The 18236-nt window shown below is 59.5% G+C and carries 19 protein-coding genes and 1 pseudogene; 9 read left to right on the top strand and 11 right to left on the bottom strand.

What is annotated here, in order from left to right:
* Window positions 1-103: 103 nt before the first annotated feature.
* From BTUS_RS13800 to BTUS_RS13810, 3 genes and pseudogenes are all read left to right on the top strand, one after another.
* Window positions 104-505, top strand: a pseudogene (locus BTUS_RS13800) (transposase); the annotation flags it as partial.
* A 413-nt stretch (window positions 506-918) separates the two neighbouring features.
* A complete protein-coding gene (locus BTUS_RS13805) occupies window positions 919-2211 on the top strand; it encodes a transposase (RefSeq protein ID WP_013076685.1) in 1293 nt (430 codons plus the stop codon).
* A 460-nt stretch (window positions 2212-2671) separates the two neighbouring features.
* A complete protein-coding gene (locus BTUS_RS13810; protein ID WP_013076686.1) occupies window positions 2672-3394 on the top strand; it encodes a TerC family protein in 723 nt (240 codons plus the stop codon).
* Window positions 3395-3495: 101 nt separating this feature from the next.
* On the opposite strand, the gene nfsA is transcribed toward BTUS_RS13810, so the two are convergent.
* The 4 genes from nfsA to BTUS_RS13835 all read right to left on the bottom strand — a co-directional run bounded on the left by nfsA (window position 3496) and on the right by BTUS_RS13835 (window position 7516).
* A complete protein-coding gene (gene nfsA / locus BTUS_RS13815) occupies window positions 3496-4251 on the bottom strand; it encodes an oxygen-insensitive NADPH nitroreductase (protein WP_013076687.1) in 756 nt (251 codons plus the stop codon).
* A 255-nt stretch (window positions 4252-4506) separates the two neighbouring features.
* Window positions 4507-4920 (bottom strand): CRISPR-associated protein Csx20, encoded by a 414-nt coding sequence (gene csx20, locus BTUS_RS13825; RefSeq protein ID WP_245543421.1) that lies wholly within the window; start codon window positions 4918-4920, stop codon window positions 4507-4509.
* Between the two features lie 29 nt (window positions 4921-4949).
* Window positions 4950-5684, bottom strand: a complete 735-nt coding sequence (locus tag BTUS_RS13830) for a metallophosphoesterase family protein (protein WP_013076689.1) — start codon at window positions 5682-5684, stop codon at window positions 4950-4952.
* 428 nt (window positions 5685-6112) lie between these two features.
* Window positions 6113-7516: a dipeptidase gene (locus tag BTUS_RS13835; protein WP_013076690.1), complete on the bottom strand. Its 1404-nt coding sequence runs from the start codon at window positions 7514-7516 to the stop codon at window positions 6113-6115.
* Between the two features lie 106 nt (window positions 7517-7622).
* Here BTUS_RS13835 and BTUS_RS13840 point away from each other — a divergent pair, with 106 nt between their 5' ends.
* On the top strand, window positions 7623-8018 hold the full coding sequence (locus tag BTUS_RS13840) for a c-type cytochrome (protein ID WP_013076691.1): 396 nt from the start codon (window positions 7623-7625) through the stop codon (window positions 8016-8018).
* 368 nt (window positions 8019-8386) lie between these two features.
* Here the strand turns inward: BTUS_RS13840 and BTUS_RS13845 are convergent, their stop codons facing one another.
* From BTUS_RS13845 to BTUS_RS13855, 3 genes are all read right to left on the bottom strand, one after another.
* On the bottom strand, window positions 8387-9112 hold the full coding sequence (locus tag BTUS_RS13845; protein WP_013076692.1) for a hypothetical protein: 726 nt from the start codon (window positions 9110-9112) through the stop codon (window positions 8387-8389).
* Between the two features lie 286 nt (window positions 9113-9398).
* Window positions 9399-9869, bottom strand: coding sequence for a hypothetical protein (locus tag BTUS_RS13850; RefSeq protein WP_013076693.1), 471 nt, complete (start codon window positions 9867-9869; stop codon window positions 9399-9401).
* An 18-nt stretch (window positions 9870-9887) separates the two neighbouring features.
* Complete coding sequence (locus tag BTUS_RS13855; protein WP_041304357.1) at window positions 9888-10232, bottom strand: hypothetical protein; 345 nt, start codon at window positions 10230-10232, stop codon at window positions 9888-9890.
* A 96-nt stretch (window positions 10233-10328) separates the two neighbouring features.
* On the opposite strand from BTUS_RS13855, the gene BTUS_RS13860 reads away from it, so the two are divergent.
* From BTUS_RS13860 to BTUS_RS13875, 4 genes are all read left to right on the top strand, one after another.
* Window positions 10329-11033, top strand: coding sequence for an XdhC family protein (locus tag BTUS_RS13860; RefSeq protein WP_013076695.1), 705 nt, complete (start codon window positions 10329-10331; stop codon window positions 11031-11033).
* Window positions 11034-11132: 99 nt separating this feature from the next.
* Entirely contained in the window at window positions 11133-11489 is a 357-nt protein-coding gene (locus BTUS_RS13865; RefSeq protein WP_013076696.1) for a CoxG family protein, read from the top strand.
* An 18-nt stretch (window positions 11490-11507) separates the two neighbouring features.
* Window positions 11508-12368 (top strand): AAA family ATPase, encoded by an 861-nt coding sequence (locus tag BTUS_RS13870; protein WP_013076697.1) that lies wholly within the window; start codon window positions 11508-11510, stop codon window positions 12366-12368.
* On the top strand, window positions 12356-13483 hold the full coding sequence (locus tag BTUS_RS13875; RefSeq protein WP_013076698.1) for a vWA domain-containing protein: 1128 nt from the start codon (window positions 12356-12358) through the stop codon (window positions 13481-13483). The genes BTUS_RS13870 and BTUS_RS13875 overlap by 13 nt, the downstream gene beginning before the upstream one ends.
* Before the next feature lie 16 nt (window positions 13484-13499).
* Here the strand turns inward: BTUS_RS13875 and BTUS_RS13880 are convergent, their stop codons facing one another.
* Complete coding sequence (locus tag BTUS_RS13880; RefSeq protein ID WP_013076699.1) at window positions 13500-14552, bottom strand: XdhC family protein; 1053 nt, start codon at window positions 14550-14552, stop codon at window positions 13500-13502.
* A 241-nt stretch (window positions 14553-14793) separates the two neighbouring features.
* Between BTUS_RS13880 and BTUS_RS13885 the strand changes: the two genes are divergently transcribed.
* Window positions 14794-15306 (top strand): hypothetical protein, encoded by a 513-nt coding sequence (locus BTUS_RS13885; RefSeq protein WP_013076700.1) that lies wholly within the window; start codon window positions 14794-14796, stop codon window positions 15304-15306.
* Between the two features lie 352 nt (window positions 15307-15658).
* Here BTUS_RS13885 and BTUS_RS13890 read toward each other — a convergent pair whose 3' ends face one another.
* The 3 genes from BTUS_RS13890 to BTUS_RS13900 all read right to left on the bottom strand — a co-directional run bounded on the left by BTUS_RS13890 (window position 15659) and on the right by BTUS_RS13900 (window position 18235).
* Window positions 15659-16204: a helix-turn-helix domain-containing protein gene (locus BTUS_RS13890; protein WP_013076702.1), complete on the bottom strand. Its 546-nt coding sequence runs from the start codon at window positions 16202-16204 to the stop codon at window positions 15659-15661.
* 196 nt (window positions 16205-16400) lie between these two features.
* A complete protein-coding gene (locus BTUS_RS13895; RefSeq protein WP_013076703.1) occupies window positions 16401-17249 on the bottom strand; it encodes an ATP-binding cassette domain-containing protein in 849 nt (282 codons plus the stop codon).
* The gene (locus BTUS_RS13900; protein ID WP_013076704.1) at window positions 17246-18235 is read right to left on the bottom strand and encodes an ABC transporter ATP-binding protein; all 990 of its coding nucleotides are present in this window, start codon (window positions 18233-18235) and stop codon (window positions 17246-17248) included. Before BTUS_RS13900 ends, BTUS_RS13895 begins: the two co-directional genes overlap by 4 nt.
* Between the last annotated feature and the right edge of the window lies 1 nt (window position 18236).

The raw sequence follows: 18236 nt of genomic DNA on the forward strand, positions 1-18236 counted from the left end.
TAATTCGACACAGGGGTGGGGAATTCATCCCGATGATTTTGAGGAAATCATGCCGGTGATTTTGGGGAATCGCTATCCGCTGCTATTGGGGATTTTACATCCGATGTTGACAGTGGCTGTAATTGATTGGCATTCTCGGTACATTGTAAGCTGGCGACTGGAGCAGACCATGGACATTCCGTTTGTCCTAGCCGCGGCTCAATCGGCTCTCGAACAGGGGAAACCGGAGATCTGGAACAGCGACCAGGGAAGTCATTTCACCAGTCCACAGTACACGACTTTGCTGAAAGAGGCGGGTGTGCAAATCAGCATGGACGGCCGGAACAGGGCTGTGGATAACATCTTCACCGAGCGGTTCTGGCGGACGCTCAAGTACGAAGAGGTGTACACGAAAGAGTACGCCAACCCCAGGGAGGCGAGGGAGTCCATCAGAACATTCATTCACCATTACAATCATGAGCGGCCACACCAATCGTTGGGATACCACACACCTGCCGAGATTTATCTGAAAGGGATGCGGCCAGAAGACCCTATACGTCCTCAAGCCTCTACCGAACATACATATTGTGGAAAGGAGAGTGCTTAAAGAGTAGGGGAAGCCGCTTCGCTCCTCCCCTCTGGCCTTTGGCCATTCACCCCTCCCGCTCCTCCAACAACGAGGGACCGGGTCGGTGGAGAGGCGAGGATATAGCTTAGCAACGCCGGAGAGCCTTTTTCGATGCCGAAAAGGCCAGGAGGGATAAGGGGTAAGGAGCAGGGACCAGAAAACTTTCCCCCAAAGAGGGCCAGGAAAGACAGGGGTTTTGAATGGGGGGAGGGATAGATTCGGACAAATTCACCCCAGTCCAATAAGACAGGTGAGTCCTCTTTTGTTAGAATAGTGGTTAGACAAATGATCCAACAAGGAGGACTCACCCTATGGCCATTATACCACAACTCGAACTGTTTTCCTGGGAAGAGATTGAGCCGCTTGGAGACTTGGAACGCCTCCGGCTGGTTCTGGAACATCTGCCGGACGAAGCGCTCATGGCGCATCTGGAGAAATCGAGAGGTCATGGACGAGATGACTACCCGGTACGGGCGATGTGGAACTCGATGTTGGCAGGAATCGTGTTTCAGCACCCGTCGATCGAGAGCCTGCGCCGGGAACTCTCTCGAAACGGGCAGCTGCGGTCGATCTGTGGGTTGCGCGCAGTTCCCAGCGCAGCCGCTTACACCCGGTTTCTCCGCAGCTTGATGAGGCACGGGTCGTGGATCGAATCGATGTTCGACGAGCTGGTGAAGGCCCTGAGTGAGGAACTTCCGGATTTCGGGCGTCGTTTGGCGATGGACAGCAAGGCGATCGCCTCGTGGGCGTCCCGTCCCCCGAAAGAAAAGAAGGAAGACGGACGGCGAGACCTGGATGCAGAGTACGGGGCAAAAACCTATCGTGGGACCCGCGAGGACGGGAGTACATGGGAGAAAGTGGTCCGGTGGTTTGGCTACAAGCTCCACCTGGTGGTGGATGCTCAGCATGAATTGCCTGTGGCGTATACGGTGACCAAGGGGTCGCGCTCGGACGTCAAAGAAGGGCATGTCCTGCTGGATGAGATGGAGAAACGCCATCCGGAGATGTTGAAAAAGGCCGAGGTCCTGACGGCGGATCGGGGGTACGACGACTCGAAACTCCTGAGTCGCTGCTGGGATGAATATGGGATCAAGCCCGTGATCGACACGAGGCGGATGTGGAAAGACGGGGAGCAAACGCGGTTATTACCGGGACACACGAACGTGGTGTATGACGAGGGGGGAGCGGTGTACTGTTACTGTCCAGAGACAGGGGCCCGGCAACAGATGAGCAATGGTGGGTTCGAGAAAGACCGGGGGACGGTATGTCCAGCCAAGGCGTACGGGATCACGTGTCAAGGGCGGGAACAGTGCCCCGTGGCCGGAGGGGTGCGGGTGCCGCTCGCAGTGGACCGGCGGATCTTCACGCCGATTGCCCGGGAGAGCTACAAATGGGCGAAGGAATACCGGTACAGGACGGCGGTGGAACGGGTGAACAGCCGATTGGACGTCTCGTTTGGGTTTGAACGGCACACCATTCGAGGGTTGGCGAAGATGCGGATACGTTGCGGTTTGGCTTTGTGCGTGATGCTGGCGATGGCATTGGGGAGGGTGCGGGAGAAGCAGCAAGAACGCATGAGGAGCTTGGTTCGCAGCGTGTCCTAAACGGAACGCGATCGTAGAAGGTGGAGCTCCTGGGCCAGGTAACCAAGAACCTGACCCCGGTTTCGCATGGCCTGAACCATCCAACCTGTGGATGATAAACCAGATAATGGACATACCAAACTCGCCACGCCGATGGGATTCGTGCTGAAGGTTCGGGGAAAAAGGGACATCGAAAAAGGCTCTTGGGGCAAACCTCTTGACGATCTCATTCTATTAACTGTAGAATATAGGCACAAGCTGTATATGTCTCCAAAGGGGAGTAGCGGAACGGCAAAGTCGTCAGTACGGGGTTGCGGCCCCCGGCTTTGCGGCAACGGTGACGTTGTGAGCGAGACCTTTACCGAAAAGCGGTAAAGGTCTTTTTTGTTGAACGCGACCCTATCATGAATCTTTTTTGCCATCCGTCGCGGCGCATGCTCTTCATCCAACGAGGACAATCTCAAGATAGGAGGCGAGTGAGTTGGAATTTCTTTCAGCGGCATTTTTCTCTGCGCTTTTGGCCATTATTATCATTGACCTGGTGCTGGCCGGCGACAACGCCGTCGTGATCGGAATGTCGGCCAGAACGCTCCCCAAGGACCTACAGAAAAAAGCGATTGTATGGGGTACTTTGATCGCTATCGTCGTTCGCATCCTCGCCACCTTCGTCGCGGTGTGGCTGCTCGAGATCCCCGGTCTTCTCCTTGCGGGGGGGCTGCTGTTAATCTGGATTTCTTATAAATTGCTCATTCAGCAGAGTAAGCACGATGGCGCGGCTGGATCCGGCTTGGGAAAGGTTGCCGGCACCATGGCCGTGGCGGAGGCGGCCGTCGGTCTTCGGGCAGCCATCCGGACCATCGTCGTCGCCGATGCTGCTATGGGCTTAGACAACGTCCTGGCGGTGGCTGGAGCCGCTCACGGTCACTGGATTCTCGTATTCTTGGGCCTCGTGATCAGTATTCCCCTTGTCGTGTGGGGCAGCACCCTCATCGTCAAGCTCATGGATCGGTTCCCGTGGCTCATCTACGTGGGCGGCGGGGTCTTGGCCTGGACGGCCGGAAAAATGATCGCCGACGAACCGCTGCTGCAAACAGTATTTGACAACCCCGTCTTGTACTGGATGGTCATCATCCTCGTCATCGCCGGAGTTCTCACGGCCGGTCTCATCACGAATCAAAGGAGGCACCAAGCCGCGGGGAGTTAAACCGGCAACTGAGCCGGAACGAAAACACGCACCAGCTCAGCGGCCTGGGCCACCCCTGTGCTAGACGCGGACTGCCTCATCAGCAGTCCGCCGCCGCAGGGTCAGCTTTGGCGAGGTTCCCCCCGCGTATCTTCCAAAAATCCCTGTTCCCGAAGGTAGTCGAGCATAAAGGGCCGGCGGGGCGCCTGGAGAACCCGGGCCACGTATTCACTCCACCCGTGGGTGCGTTTCCCCTCGGTCCGAGCGCGGTAATAGGCGCTCACCGTCTGATCGTAATCGGCGATGTGCACATCCCGGTCCGGTTCGTAGCGATTCCGGTGCAGCACAACCTCCAGGGGCAGCCGTGGTTTTTTCTCCGGTCGCTCGGCGGGATAGCCCACCGTCAGCGCAAATACCGGGTAAACGAAGCGCGGGATTTCCAATAGCCGGGTGACCTCGCGGATCTGATTGCGGATCCCCCCGACAAAACAGATTCCCAACCCCATCGATTCAGCGGCCAAGGCGGCATTCTCCGCCGCCAAGGCAGTGTCCACGGTGGCCACGATAAAAAGTTCGGCGTTTGAAAGCTCACCCCCTCTGTCCCCGGCTCCTGCGGCCTCCATCATCCGCCTCACGTCTGCACAAAACACCAGAGCCACCGAACAAGTCTCGACGTGCCGATTGCCGGACAACTCCGCCAGTTCCCATTTTATCTTCGGGTCTCGAACGGCGATCACGGTGTAAGCCTGAACGAAGCTGGAAGTGGCCGCCGATTGCGCGCTGCGCACGATCTCCTCGATCATCTCCTCAGATACCTCGCGGGGCAAATACTCCCGTACGGACCGATGGTTTTGTATCAAACGTATCGTGTCGTTCACGACGGCCCCCCTTTCGTTTCCATCTTACCCAGGTATCGTCCGGGGATCAACCGATCCTCGGGCGAGCCCACCTCTGTGGCGAGAACGTTTGACCAAGACCGTGACCTCGAATAAGGGTTGGCCGAGTCCCTGGATCGGATCTTGACCAACCTGAAGGCCCAAGGGTACACCTTCCGCACTCTGGATGATTTTGAGTCCCCGGCCGGTTCCCTCGGCCGGTTCGGGCCGCGATCGGCCGGACACCTCCCTCTCCCCTTAATCCGAAGGAAAGATGCCCGCATCATCCGGTAAACTCGGGTATTCCCGGAATTGCACGTGCCGAAATACGTGCCGGTTTTCTACCCCGCCGTCCGGCCGCGGCACTGAAGTGTATTCTCGTCGGGTGGTGGCATAGAGCGGAATCCGCCCGTGCCGCCGACACCACGCCACCGCCAGCAAAATGGCGCCGGGTTCGCCGTGCACAAGCACGAGGTCACCCGGCACCGTCTCCTGTTCGATCCAGTTCCAGATCGGGTCCAGCCAATCCGCAGGAAAAGGCCCCTCCGGGGGAATCTGGGACCACCGCTCCTGCAGCTCCGCGGGTAGGGCCGCAAACCGCCCCACCCTCCATCGTTCCCGGGCCTCCTCCTCCTGCTCCGACATCAGGCTGTGCGAAAAGAGCAAAACCATGGTTCTCACCGACAATACGCCCCCACTCCTCATCCGAAAGGACTGATCGCCTCCCGAATCACCCGCATCATTTGTAGATTCGGATAATCCACTTGTCGCAAACGCTCTGCCGCCCGGTCCGCGTCATAGGGCACCCGCTCCAGGGTCACCCGAAACCGCCCGGCCTCCACCTCGAGCAGGGCGTAAGACGGCTGGGGCAGGCCGTCGAAGGGCAGGCCGACACTACCGGTGTTCACCACACATTTTCCCCAGAGATAGCGCACATAGGGCAGGTGAATATGCCCGTACACATAGACGTCCACCGCCGGTTTGACCATCAACCGCCCCTCTAATACTTCAGCGGAGGCATCCGGCAACACTGCGGTGAACAAATTGGTGGGCGTGGCGTGAAAGGCGTGAATCCGCACCCCTTCGAGATCCCAAAAGATGTCCTCCGGAAGTTCCTCCAGGTATCGCACTTGGTCTGCCGTCAGCCGGCCGGCGGTCCACTCCTGCTCCCGGCGCATAATCTCCAAAAACGGGTCCGGCACCTCGCCGGCCTCCACGCCCCGTACCGTCCACAGGTCGGCATTGCCTTGAATCACCTCGGCGCCGGCCGCCGCCAACTCCCGCACCTTCTCCACCGCCCGGGTGGGCTCCGCGCCGCGATAGGCGATATCCCCCAGCACCGCGATACGGTCGACACCCCGCTTCCGCACATCCGCCAACACCGCATCAAGAGCCCCGACATTGCCGTGAATGTCCGACAAAAACGCCACCCGCATGGTCAAAGCCTCCTCCCGCAGTCGGACAATGCTTCCAGCATCACACCACAATAAATATTTATTAATTCCAATCTATGTTAGGTATTGTACCCGAAGACCTTGTCAATATCCTTTAAATGTGGATATAGACTTAGTAACTCAGGTGTAATGTGACATACATAGTTCTCAACTGGAGGTTGTTTAAGGAATATAGCATAGTATCCCGCATAAGAACTACGTGTCATCGGCTCAATTACATCATTTCTCGGACATCCTCAGGAATTGCTGGTTCGAATATACCATGTCGGAATAAAACTTAGGTGTTTTTTGTAGGTCACCCGCCACAGGGACCGCAACGCGTCCACAAGAATGACAACTGGCTCGAGGGACGTTGATGCCCCGTGGCTATGGACCCCACTCAGGATATGTCGAGGATGGCATCATATGCCCTATGCGCCTTCTGCTTCGCCTAACCCCCGACGGGCGAGCTCATTCCAATACACGCACAGCGTCCGGATCCCCTTTTTAAAATTCCCCAGGTCAAAATGCTCGTTCGGCGCGTGGTTATTCTCGGTGGGTAGACTGAATCCCATCATCACCGCGGTCAATCCGAGAATGCGGTGAAACTCTTCCACGATGGGGATGGATCCGCCCAATCGGGTGAACACCGGCCCTGTGCCGTACACCGCCTCGTAGGCAGGGATCGCCGCTTGAATGCCCGGATGATCCAGAGGCGCCACATAGGGCCGGCCGCCGTCGAACCGCTGCACCTCCACCCGAACGCCCACCGGCGCGTGCCGGGACACGTGAGCCGCGATGAGATCCATGATTTCGCCGGGATCCTGATCCGGGACCAGCCGGCAGGTGATCTTCGCGTGGGCCTCGGCGGGGATCACCGTTTTCGTCCCCTCCCCTTGAAATCCGCCATAGATCCCGTTGATCTCCAGGGTCGGCCGGGCGGTGGTCCGCTCGACATAGTTATAGCCCGCCTCCCCAACCAGGACCGATAGACCGAGGTCCCGGGCCAAGGCCCTTTCATCGAAGCCGAGCCCCCGGATCGCCTCCCGCTCCTCGGGTGTCAAATCCCGAACCCGATCGTAGAAACCCTGCACTCGCACCCGGCCATCGGAACCGTGCATGGACGCCAGGATCTCCACCAGGGCGTGGATGGGGTTGGGCACGCCGCCTCCGTAGATGCCGGAATGCAGGTCTCCCTTCGCACCGTACACATCCACCTGCAGAGCCGCCATCCCCCTGAGCCCGTAACAGATCGCCGGACGCCCCGGGGCCAGCATGGAAGTATCGGAAATCACCAGTACATCGGCTTGGAAAAGATCCCGGTTCGCCTCCAGACACCCGGGCAGACTCCCGCTGCCCACCTCTTCCTCGCCTTCAAAGCAGAATTTTACGTTCACCGGAAGTTCTCCGACAGCCTTTAGCCACGCTTCGACCGCCTTCACGTGCATGAAAACCTGGCCCTTGTCATCGCTCGTACCCCGGCCGTAGATTTTCCCATCCCGCACCTCGGGTTCAAAGGGCGGCGACTGCCAAAGGTTTAACGGGTCCACGGGCTGGACGTCATAATGGCCATAAATCAGCGCTGTCGGAGCGCCAGGTTTGCCCATCCACTCTCCATACACCACGGGATTCCCCTCCGTTTCCACCAGCCGCGCCCCCTGCACCCCCGCCCGGGTCAGCGCATCCACCAACCATCGCGCCGCCGCCAGGACATCCCCCTTGTGCTCTGACAGCGCGCTGATGCTCGGAATGCGAATAAAATCCTTGAGCTCCTCTAAAAATCTTTCATTTTCTGCCTCGGCATATCGGATTGCGGCGTCAATTCCATTGTTCACGATCTGTTCCCCTTTCGTTCACAAATATGGCCCAGAACGCCCCTGTCTTCCCCCCGGGATTTCTGTTAAACTTCTGTAAGAGACTGACAAAAGGAGGGGTCAACTTATGAAGAAACTTCTCGCTGTCCTCGCGGCAGGCGCTTTATTAGTGGCGGGTTGCGGCGCCGCATCCCAGCCCTCTTCGGGCTCGGGTTCCTCCAGTGCCTCAACGCCCACCACCTCCAGCCAAAGCGGATCGTCCTCTTCCTCGTCTTCATCTTCGGGTTCTGGCGGCGGCAGTGCAGACGTGACAGCCTTGTACCAGCAGAATTGCCAAGCGTGTCACGGCGCCAACCTCGAAGGAGGAGTCGGACCCGCGCTGGACAAGGTGGGCGCCAAACTGTCCGAAGACCAGATTCAAAAGCAGATCGAAAACGGCGGTGGAACCATGCCTGGATTCAAGAGCAGCATGAAAGAGGACGACATCAAAGCCCTCGCCACGTGGCTTGCCGCCAAGAAGTGAGAACGACTCCCAATCTTGAGAAAACCTCCAAGCCGGTTGCCTCGGACAGCCGGCTTGCCGTTTTCTTGCATCCCTTCATCTCAGTCGCCGGGCAGTTGTTCCTGTTGCCCGGCGATCCGGCTCGGATGCTGCCTCACTGCATTTGCTATTGCTATCCTATATAGTACCACGCCGTGCCACTTTATTCCCGCCAGGTGGTCGTTCCCGCCAAAATGAAAAAGCCCGGTCCCGGAACCATGGCCCGGGTCGAGCTTTTGAACAACCATCCTGGAACGCGGCATGCACATTATTCCATGATCAGCACCCCGAGAAAGGGGCTTAAAAAGGCCGATTGCCCGCCATGCCCCAGGTTCTCTTGTCCCTGGGCTCTACTGCCCGGCCGTCTGGGCTCCAGCCGAGGGCTGCTCGGGAAGAGGCTTGGGCAATGGCTGAGGAGCAGACTGAATCTCCTCGATGATCCGCGCCCGGAGCAATAGAGGTTTGGACGAATCGCCATTTCCGGAGGGCTGGGGCAGAGCCATATCCGCATTCGCGCTGGGCGGCGTGCTCCCCGAAGCGCCGCCCCCCGCCGTTGCTGCACCCTGGCTTGGTGCGGACATCTCCGGCGGCGCGGCGGGAGTCAGAAACGGTACGCTATCCGAGGGCGAACCCTGTGTACCCGCACCCGCCTGCGGGGCCCCTCCGGGTCCGGCAACAGGAGATTTTGCAGCCGCCGGACCGCCTTTCTGACCGGGAACCTCGGGCACCACTCCGTAGATCACGACCCGCTCCCCGACAAACAGTTCACCTTCTCCCATCGGCTGCCCGAAGGAAGTCTGAAACTCCGCCGTCGACGTATCCACCCGATATGTGGGCCCAAGCATAATGTATAATGCGCATACTTTTCCCGGCGGGCACGTCGGACGCCAATCGTCAGCCTTGACCGTCGCCCACCCGGGTTGTACCTCGGTGACCTGCCCTTGAATCACCACATCCCGCCAGACCGGGTCCACGGGCGCCTGCGCCCCGGAGCCCACCGCCGGGCCCGCCGTCAACCCCGGTACGGCCCCAACAAATGAAGCCATCAAAGCCCCCACCGCCATCGCGGTTTTCACCGTAATCCCCTCCCGGTCTCTCGACCTTCCGATCTACTCATCCTAATAGACGGGCGGGCCGGCCGATTTGTTCCCGGCGGGAGTTTTAAATAGCCCATGCCTAGGCTCGGGGACCGCACGGGACCCACCGGAATGAGACCACACCAGGGCTGGGGGAGGCGGGGATTTGGTTCGGGGCTCGCGAAGTCCCCGGGGCAGAAGCACTTCGGGAAACGGGCATTAAGGATCAAGCGGTTCATAACCTCCGGAACCTCTTCGCTCACATCAAGACCCCAGGGTCTAATGGTCACGACAACGTTCTCCCGTGCTCATCGAACCACTCGATCTCACTAATGCCACATCCTGGAATACTAGTGGAAAGCAATAGAAACAAGCCAAACTTGTAATCCAGGTGCCGTATGTATTGTTTCAACTTGTCCTTATCGGTTTCTGGATCCACCTGGGTAGGAAGCTTCTTCATCTCTATGGCAAGCAGATTTGAGGATGTCCCCCTGTGGTGAATAATGATGTCGGGATACGCTCGCCGCTCACCGCGACTACCAAGGTTTATCAGCTTGGGATTATAGCCGTTACGGTTATATTCACAGTCAATATTCCATGATGAAAATTCTTTCTCGAGATATACTGCGAGCCTGTGGGCAATAGTTCGTTCGTGTACATCGATTTCGAACAGGTAAATGTCATTGCGGATCAGCATATTAAGACTCTTTTCTACTCTCTTTCTCACCACGTAAAAATCTGGGCGAAACATTTTCATGGAATTAGCACCTCCCCGTCACAACACATGCGGCCATTCTTCACCCCTACAACCTTGTATTTTCACGGCTGTGCGCACCAGTACAGGGTGCAGCCGCCCTGCGCAAGGATAGTCGACGACCTCCCACACCACTTGGATCACAGGCATGGCGGCCCAATAGCGCAGAGGGCGGGGTTCGGCTCTGGCGCCGCCGCGACTCTTTGGTGGGGTCTTCAGGGTGGCGATGGCGTATTTGCGGGCATATCCCAGTGTCTCTTGCAACTCGTCCAGGATCTGTGATTTTTGCGATCGGCTACGTGCTCGCAGGTAGCGCATCCACATCGTGTTCAAGCATTCCCGCCGACTCTGCATGGACATCCACACCGCGATCCCTTCGGTAAGATTTCTTCATGAGTGAGCCAACCCCCTTTCGGTAAGATTTTAACTGAGTGATTGCGGACGTGCGCATCCGAGGGCACGGTGGAACTGTTTCTGGAACCCAAGAACATGGATCCCCCGCTGATCATTGTGGGGACGTCCCCGATCGCCCTCGCCCTGGAAGAATGGGCGCCCCGATTCGCCCTGGCGCCGCTCCGGATCTCTCTGGAAGAGGCGGCACCCGGCGGCGTTGCGGACGAACCGCCGACCAGGCTGCGCAATCAACTGGATCTTCACACCGGCACGGCGGCCTATGGCGTGGTGGCCACGATGGGGGTATACGATGTCGACGGACTGCTGGCCCTGTCCGCCCTGCCACTCCGGTATCTGGGCTTGGTCACCAGCCCGAAACGCTGGACAGCCATGCGCACCGATCTGGCGGCAGCGGGTGCTTCGAGCGAATTCATCGACTTCGTCACAGCGCCCGCGGGGTTCGATATCGGCGCCCTGGGTCCCCAAGAGATCGCCCTCAGTATTCTGGCACAAATCGTGGAGCGCCGCCGCCGCCACGCCCAGGTGCGCTGGCGGGGACAATCGGCCGAAAGGCATCCGGAACCCGACGAGGCCGCGCACAGCCGAGAGCTTGCGGCCCCCCGACAAGTGATCGATCCGGTCTGCGGAATGACCGTGGACTTGGAAAAGTCTCCTCACCGTTTGGTGCTGGACGGAACGACCTACGGGTTTTGCTGCGCCGGGTGTCGGGACCGTTTTGCGCGCGATCCGGAAACCTATCTGAGCCACGCTTGACGAGCCACCGCATGGGGATCCGTCGGCAACGTCCGGACTTTGGGCCGGAGATCGGCGGCGGCACAAGCATGGACAGAAATCATGTGAGGAGGCAAAGCCATCCGAACATATGGAGGAGAATATACCCTTGAGCTGCCGAGGGAAAAGGTTTGGGAGTTTTTGATCGATCCCCATCGAGTGGGGCCTTGTATTCCCGATTTGCTCGAATTGAAGGTCGAGAGTGAGAATCGTTTCACCACTCGTGTGAAGGGCGGCGGAATGGGCAGCGGAGTTGACATGAAAGCGGAAGCGACGCTCAACGATGTGGATGGGGGGACCCTCTTGAAATGGCGGTGCGACGCGTCGATCAGCGGGCCCATCGCGAGTCTCGGCGGGCGTCTGATTGACAATGAGGCGCGCAAAATCATTGAAAAGGTCTTTGCAAATCTGGAGAATGCACTGGTCGTTTCGGTATAGAAACGGGAGGATAACCGGATGAACGAACAGGTGCGCCGACTCCAAAAGGAATTGCGGCGGGCCCACTATGTGGCGGAGGAAGGGCTGGCCACTGTCCTGCACTTGGCACAGCGGCTGGCCCGTCCGCTGTTGTTGGAAGGCCCCGCGGGTGTGGGAAAAACGGCGTTGGCGAAGGCGCTCGCCGCCGTCCGTTCCGTGAATCTCGTTCGCCTGCAATGCTATGAGGGGCTGGACGCGAGCCAGGCGTTGTATGATTGGGATTACCCGAAACAGTTGCTGACGGCGCGCACGGCTTTCGCCGACGGCGCCGTAAACCAGGCGGCGCTTTACAGTGAGCCGTTTCTCATCGAACGCCCGCTTTTGCGGGCTCTCCGGGAAAGGCCGGCTCCGGTGCTGCTCATCGACGAAGTGGATCGGGCCGACGAGGAATTCGAGGCGCTGTTGCTGGAATTTCTGTCGGAATTCCAATTGACCATTCCCGAGTTGGGAACCTTCCGCGCCGATGAGCCGCCGATGGTGCTGTTGACCTCCAATCGCACCCGTGACTTATCGGACGCATTGCGCCGACGCTGTCTGTACATTTGGGTCGATTACCCGTCTTTGGAACAGGAGGCGGACATTGTCTCCCTGCATGTGCCGCGGATCGCGCCGGACCTCGCGAAACAAATCGCGCGCGCCGTGCGGAGGTTGCGCAAGTTGTCCCTGCTCAAGCCCCCCGGACTGGCGGAAACGATCGATTTTGCCCAGGCCTTGACCGAACTGGAGGTACACGAGTTGGACGAAGGGGTCATTCGCCTAACCCTCGGATGTTTGTTGAAAACCCAGGAAGACCTGGAGCTGGTGCGGGAGAGGGGACTCGACGTACTATGGAACGCCTGATCCTTGACGGGATTGGCCGGTTCACGGGCGACATCGTCACCCAGGTGACCCATTTTGCGCCCTGGCTGCGAAACCATGGGTTTCGCGCCGGGATTTCGGAAACGTTGACCGCCGTCGCCGCCCTGGCGGAATTGAACCTCGACAGCATGGACGAGGTCTGCAGCGCCTTTCGGGCGATCTATTCCCGAACACCGGCGGAATGGGGCATCTTTCCGAGTTTGTTTGAGCGATATTTTTGCGGTCGGGGAGTGCGACTGGAGGAGAAGCGCCGCCTGCAGCCGGATGATTCGATCGGCGGCGCCGGCGCCGGTCGGCAGACGGAGCGCCCGCCGGGGGAAACTGTCCAGGGGTTTCTCGCCGGATATCATCCGTACGACGGCGAACGGTTCGCATTGCGGGCGGACGAGCGGGTGCTGAAAGACGTGGTTCAGTTCACCCGGCTGGCGGTGCGTACGATGGACGCACCGCGGGGCCGCAAGTGGCGATCCCGGGGAAGGGAAAAAATCGACTTGCGCCAAACCATGCGGTGCGCCCTGCGCCTGGCCGGGGAGCCCTTCGTCCTCAGAATGCGCCGGCGCCGTCCCGACAAGCCGCGAATTGTTCTGGCCCTCGACATTTCCGGCTCCATGAAGCCCTATGCGCCGTTTCTCGCGGCTCTCGCCTGGTCGTTCACCCGGGCCCGGGCGCGCACGCAAATCTTTCTCTTTTCCACGCGGCTGCTGCGGGTGACGTCGCTCATCGCCCGCAAAGGGGTTTCGGGCATTCCGTTATCCGACCTGCCGGGACTTCGGGGCGGCACTCGGATCGGCGGCGCGTTGGAACAATTGCTTCGGCGCTATCCCAGTTTGCTCCATCGCCGCACCTGCGTCATCATCGCGTCGGATGGATTTGATGCCGGCCACCCGGAGCGCATGCATACTTCCATGCGCGACCTGGCGGGCCGGGTGGGCCGCGTGGTGTGGATCAATCCACTGCTCGGCGAGCCGGGATATGAGCCGGCATCGGCGGGCATGTCAATGGCGTTGCCGTACATCGACGCTTTTATCGATGTCCACGACGCGGCGACCTGGAAAAAAGCGGTGCTGGGCGGAGCGCTGCGAAGATCGGCGCCCTGAGCCGCCCCCTGAATCATCAACCATGAATTTTCTCCCGCCCGTGCAGCGGTTCACCCAAGCGGCCGGATCGCACAGCCAGCAATTCGGACACGATCGAAACCGCCACTTCGTCGATCGTTTCTGCGCCTATATCCAGTCCAATGGGCGCATGGATCGGAGCGCTGTCGAAGTCGGCGCCGATGTTGCCGAGCATTTCCTGGGTTCGCGACACGGGGCCCAGCACGCCGACGAATTTGGGCCGGGCTTGCAACGCCAGGCGCAACGCCGCTTCATCCCGCAATTGCAAGTGGTTCATGATGACCCACCAGCTTTCCGCCAATGGCGCGGGATCCGCTTGGTCCGGTTCGACCACCAGGTGTTCGGCCGCGGGAAAACGACCGGTCCCGTTAAATTCTTTGCGCGGGTCGAGCACGGTGACGCGAAACCCGCATTTGGCGGCGAGGGCCGCCACGGGCACCGCGTCGTGGCCCGCGCCGCAGATGATCAGCCGTTCGTTCGGCCGCATCGTGTCGACGTAAAAGCGCCGGCCGTCGACGACGGCGACTTCCGCCCTCGTCCGGCTCCAGATGCGCTGCGTCAATTGCTGCACGACGGCTTCCGGCAATTCGTCCATATCGCCGGCAATCGGATTTGTGCCCTCAAAGACAGCGCGGACCCCGGTCGGCAATTCGATGGCCAACGAGATGACGCGATCTTCGGCCACGGCCTCCCGCACCGATTGCCAAAACGGGTCCGAGGAATGAACGGGAAAAATGGCGACTTCCATGGTTCCTTTACAACCAATCCCGAGGGACCACAACTCGCTTTCACTGAGATCGTAATGGACGAGGCGGGGTTTGCCTTCCTCGATGGCCTTCTCCGCCCATCCGTAGAGGTCCGATTCGAGGCAACCGCCGCTGAGGGTTCCCAGCATCTTCCCTTTTTCCGTCATCATCATTTTGGCGCCGGGAAGGCGATAGGCCGAGCCTTTCACCTGGGTAATCGTCAACAGAGCGGTTCGTTCTCCGTCCGACCAGGCCTGTTGTATGCGGGCAAACATTTCGCGCGCTTCATCGATCCTTGACACCATTGATCATCTCCTTGGCTGAACTGGAGGCCGATTCGACAACTGATCGAGATGGCTCCCATCCCGGGGAGCCGAGGATTCATGGCGAAGTCGGGCTCGACTTAGAGTTAAAGGTTCATCTTGGATTCACAAGACTATTATAGAATATTAGAATGAACTTTTTATATATCCAAATGGGTGTTTCTTCATGCCCGGTCGGTTACGGCCTTTGGCACTCATTATACCAAGAAAGGTGGTCAACATCGTGGATCGACTGTATCGGACAACGGGGTGGAGCTGTGCTTGGGGCAGCGTTTCCGCAGCCTTCTTCGGCGGCATCCTCGATTTCCTGGCGGGCACATCCGGGCTGCTGACCTTGATCCTCGCCGGCGCAGGTTCCCTTTCCGGCAGTTATTTGGGACTCAGGATCGGATTGAAAGATGTCCAAGATCTGTTGTCTTCGACGAATCACCCTTTTGAGGTCGTCGGAATCCACAAACAACATGGAGCCATGTGGTCCCTGATGGGTGCCATGGTGGGCGGAGTGGCCGGGTCGACGGTCGGGACGGTCCTGGCTGCCGCCGGATGGACGTTGTCCATGCATCGTGTGCCCGGCATGATGGACTTTATGTCCATTGTCAACGTCATGATGGGGGGCGGGATGGGCGGCATGACCGGAGGGGTGATCGGTGCGTGGCGAAGCGCCATTCGCGTCGGATTCGTCGGAGAAAAAAGAGAGTTGCCATTGTCAGGTCAAAAGACGAAGTCGGAGGTATAGCCCTATCGACAACATGACCGCGGCGCCATCGTACAAAACGATGACATCTCCCGGGCGGCGGGCCAGGCGGTCCGGGCCGGGGCGACGTGGTGTTGGTGGGTCACGATGACAACAAAGAGACGGCCGTAATCCACGCGCCCTCCGCCACGCCTCCGCAGACGGCACCCTCCCGAGACCCGGCGACGACAGAGTATACCGGATTTTATAGTTAAAGCTAAAATACAATCTCACCGACACCCGAGGTCCCCGCCAACTGTCTCCCAACTCAATCGGGACATCGGCCAGGTGCTGCTGGAATTGGGGTGAGATCCCGGGCTCATCCCAACTCCCCATAAAATTCCCCCTTCTCCCCTCAAAAGCTCGGCGGTGTCATCGCCCAGATGGAGCGCGAAATCACACTCCCGGGGTTCGCATAACGATGCGAAATCGACGAGGGAAAGCAGATACTGTCGCCCTCGTACAAGTGAATCTCTTGGGCGCCGAGGCGCACGATCAACTCCCCCTCCAGCACATACCCGCATTCTTCCCCCTTGTGGGTGACCATCCCCTCGCGATCGTGAGCTTCCCCCGGCTCAATCTCCACGAGCAAAAACTCGATCTGTCCGTGGAGAGAGGGACTCAACAGGTGGTATTTCACATGGGATCCGGGAAAATGGATGATCTTTCGCTGGTCCCGTCGCACCACCATACTCTCATCTTTCTGTTCTTCAAAAAAATAGTGCATGGGAACCTCGAGAGCCTGGCAGATGCGCCAAAAAGTGGTCAACGTTGGCACCACCCGGCCCCGTTCCACCTGGCTGATCAGCCCGGGACTCACCTCGCATTTTTCAGCCAACTCCTGGATAGTCCATCCCTTCTCTTGGCGCACCCGGCGAAGTTTCCCATGATCAAATCCCATCTCCATCCGCCTCCCCTGGGGCCCGGCTATCCGCTGCATCCCCGTTCCGTTTGTATGCCTCCCCACCCGCAGATCCGAGATCGCCTCGACTCGCCATCCCGTCCCGGTCTCGTCCGGGCTCCTACCGGGGTCCTCCGCGGTACCCCGTCTTCACGCAACCCAGGCCCCTGAGCCTCGAAGGTCCGTTCATCCCCTTTCACACCACCACCGACGGCACCGATTCCAGCAGCTTTTGAGTATACGCCTCCTGGGGTTGTGTAAAGATTTGGTCTGCGTCGCCGACCTCCACCAATCTCCCCTGATACAGAACCCCCACCCGGTCACAGAAATATTTGACTAAACCCATATTGTGGGAAATAAACAGATACGTCAGTCCAAACTGTTGCTGAAGGTCTTTCAGCAGATTGATCACCTGGGCCTGGACCGACACATCCAGGGCTGATGTCGGCTCATCGAGAATCACCAGGGCCGGCCGGGTGATGAGAGCCCGGGCGATGGCGATCCGTTGGCGCTGACCCCCGCTGAATTCGTGGGGCAAGCGATGCAGATGGTCGGGGTGCAGACCCACACGCCGCATGAGCTCCACCAAAGCCTCGTCGTTCCCGTACTCCCGGCGCCGCTGCGGCGATACCGCCCGCAGAGGCTCCAAAACGATGTCCCGGATGCGCATCCGCGGTTCCAGCGAAGACCGGGGATCCTGAAACACCATCTGAATATCCCCGTAGGGGAACATCCCCCGCTTCCCGCCCCCCACAAGTATCTGGCCCCGAAAGCGGATTTCACCCCCGTCCGGCTCCTCCAGACCCATGATCAAATGGGCGAGGGTGGACTTGCCGCTGCCCGATTCCCCCACGAGGCCGAACACCTCGCCAGCCCGCACAGAAAACGAAATCCGATCCGCGGCGATGGTCTCGACGCGCAGCCCCCGCTTTTTGACCACAAAGCGCTTCACCACGTCCGCCATTTCCAGGAGGGGAGGCTGAGCGCCCGCCGAAGGGTCAGAGTGAGAACCACCAGCGTCTTCGGCGTAGCTTGTAACTGTCATACCCGCACCTCCCCCTCTTCCACGACCCAACAGGCCGCCTGGTGATCCATAGCACAGTTCCGAAGAACGGGCGCTTCCGCGCATCGGTCCACCCGGTTTGCACACCGAGGGGCGAAAATACACCCCGGCGGCCGATGGTGGAGATCCGGCAGCTCCCCCTCGATCGCCACCAGAGCCCGACCTCGCCCGGCCACATCCGGCACTGCACGCAACAAAGCCTGGGTATAAGGGTGTCTGGGACGGCTGAGCACCCGCCGCACCTCCCCCGCCTCCACCACCTCCCCGGCGTACATCACCACCATGCGCGAACACGTTTGCGCCACTACCCCAAGGTCGTGGGTGATCAGGAGCACCGCCGTCCCGTGGGACTCGGCCAGTTGCTGAATTAAAAGGAGGATGTCAGCCTGAACCGTCACGTCCAAGGCGGTGGTGGGCTCGTCCGCAATGAGAAGCGCCGGCTCCGCCGACATGGCGAGGGCGATCACCACCCGCTGTCTCATTCCGCCGCTGAGCTCGAAGGGATACTGCCGGGACACCAAATCCGGACGGCGGATGCGCACCTCTTCCAGGGCCCTCAAAACCCGCTCCCGCGCCTCCCCCTTGGACACCCGATGGTGGCGGCGGATGACGTGGTACAACTGGTCACCCACCGTCATCGTCGGGTTGAGGGCGGTCATGGGCTCCTGGAACACGAAACCAATTCGCTTGCCCCGCAACTCGGCCATTTGCCGCTCCGGCAAAGCCACGACATCCCGGCCCTCGAACCGGATCTCCCCGGATTCGATCACCGTCTTCTCCGGGGGCAACAATTTGGCAATGGCCAGGGCCGTGACCGATTTTCCCGATCCCGATTCTCCGACGAGGCCGACGATCTCCCCGGGGTGGATCCGGAAATGGATGTGGTTCAGTACTTTCACCCTTCCGCGACCACTCCGAAAGGACAGAGTGAGATCCTTCACTTCAAGGATTGCATTCTCCCCGCCCATG

It is taken from the genome of Kyrpidia tusciae DSM 2912 (genome assembly GCF_000092905.1).
GTDB classification, from domain to species: domain Bacteria; phylum Bacillota; class Bacilli; order Kyrpidiales; family Kyrpidiaceae; genus Kyrpidia; species Kyrpidia tusciae.

Bases quoted from the DNA above. Each gene is read 5' to 3' on its own strand.
- BTUS_RS13890 (WP_013076702.1), bottom strand. From the start codon at position 16,204: ATGGGATTTGATCATGGGAAACTTCGCCGGGTGCGCCAAGAGAAGGGA.
- BTUS_RS13805 (WP_013076685.1), top strand. From the start codon at position 919: ATGGCCATTATACCACAACTCGAACTGTTTTCCTGGGAAGAGATTGAG.
- csx20 (WP_245543421.1), bottom strand. From the start codon at position 4,920: ATGGTTTTGCTCTTTTCGCACAGCCTGATGTCGGAGCAGGAGGAGGAG.
- BTUS_RS13880 (WP_013076699.1), bottom strand. From the start codon at position 14,552: ATGGTGTCAAGGATCGATGAAGCGCGCGAAATGTTTGCCCGCATACAA.
- BTUS_RS13850 (WP_013076693.1), bottom strand. From the start codon at position 9,869: ATGAAAATGTTTCGCCCAGATTTTTACGTGGTGAGAAAGAGAGTAGAA.
- BTUS_RS13830 (WP_013076689.1), bottom strand. From the start codon at position 5,684: ATGCGGGTGGCGTTTTTGTCGGACATTCACGGCAATGTCGGGGCTCTT.
- BTUS_RS13900 (WP_013076704.1), bottom strand. From the start codon at position 18,235: ATGGGCGGGGAGAATGCAATCCTTGAAGTGAAGGATCTCACTCTGTCC.
- BTUS_RS13875 (WP_013076698.1), top strand. From the start codon at position 12,356: ATGGAACGCCTGATCCTTGACGGGATTGGCCGGTTCACGGGCGACATC.
- BTUS_RS13870 (WP_013076697.1), top strand. From the start codon at position 11,508: ATGAACGAACAGGTGCGCCGACTCCAAAAGGAATTGCGGCGGGCCCAC.
- BTUS_RS13895 (WP_013076703.1), bottom strand. From the start codon at position 17,249: ATGACAGTTACAAGCTACGCCGAAGACGCTGGTGGTTCTCACTCTGAC.
- BTUS_RS13840 (WP_013076691.1), top strand. From the start codon at position 7,623: ATGAAGAAACTTCTCGCTGTCCTCGCGGCAGGCGCTTTATTAGTGGCG.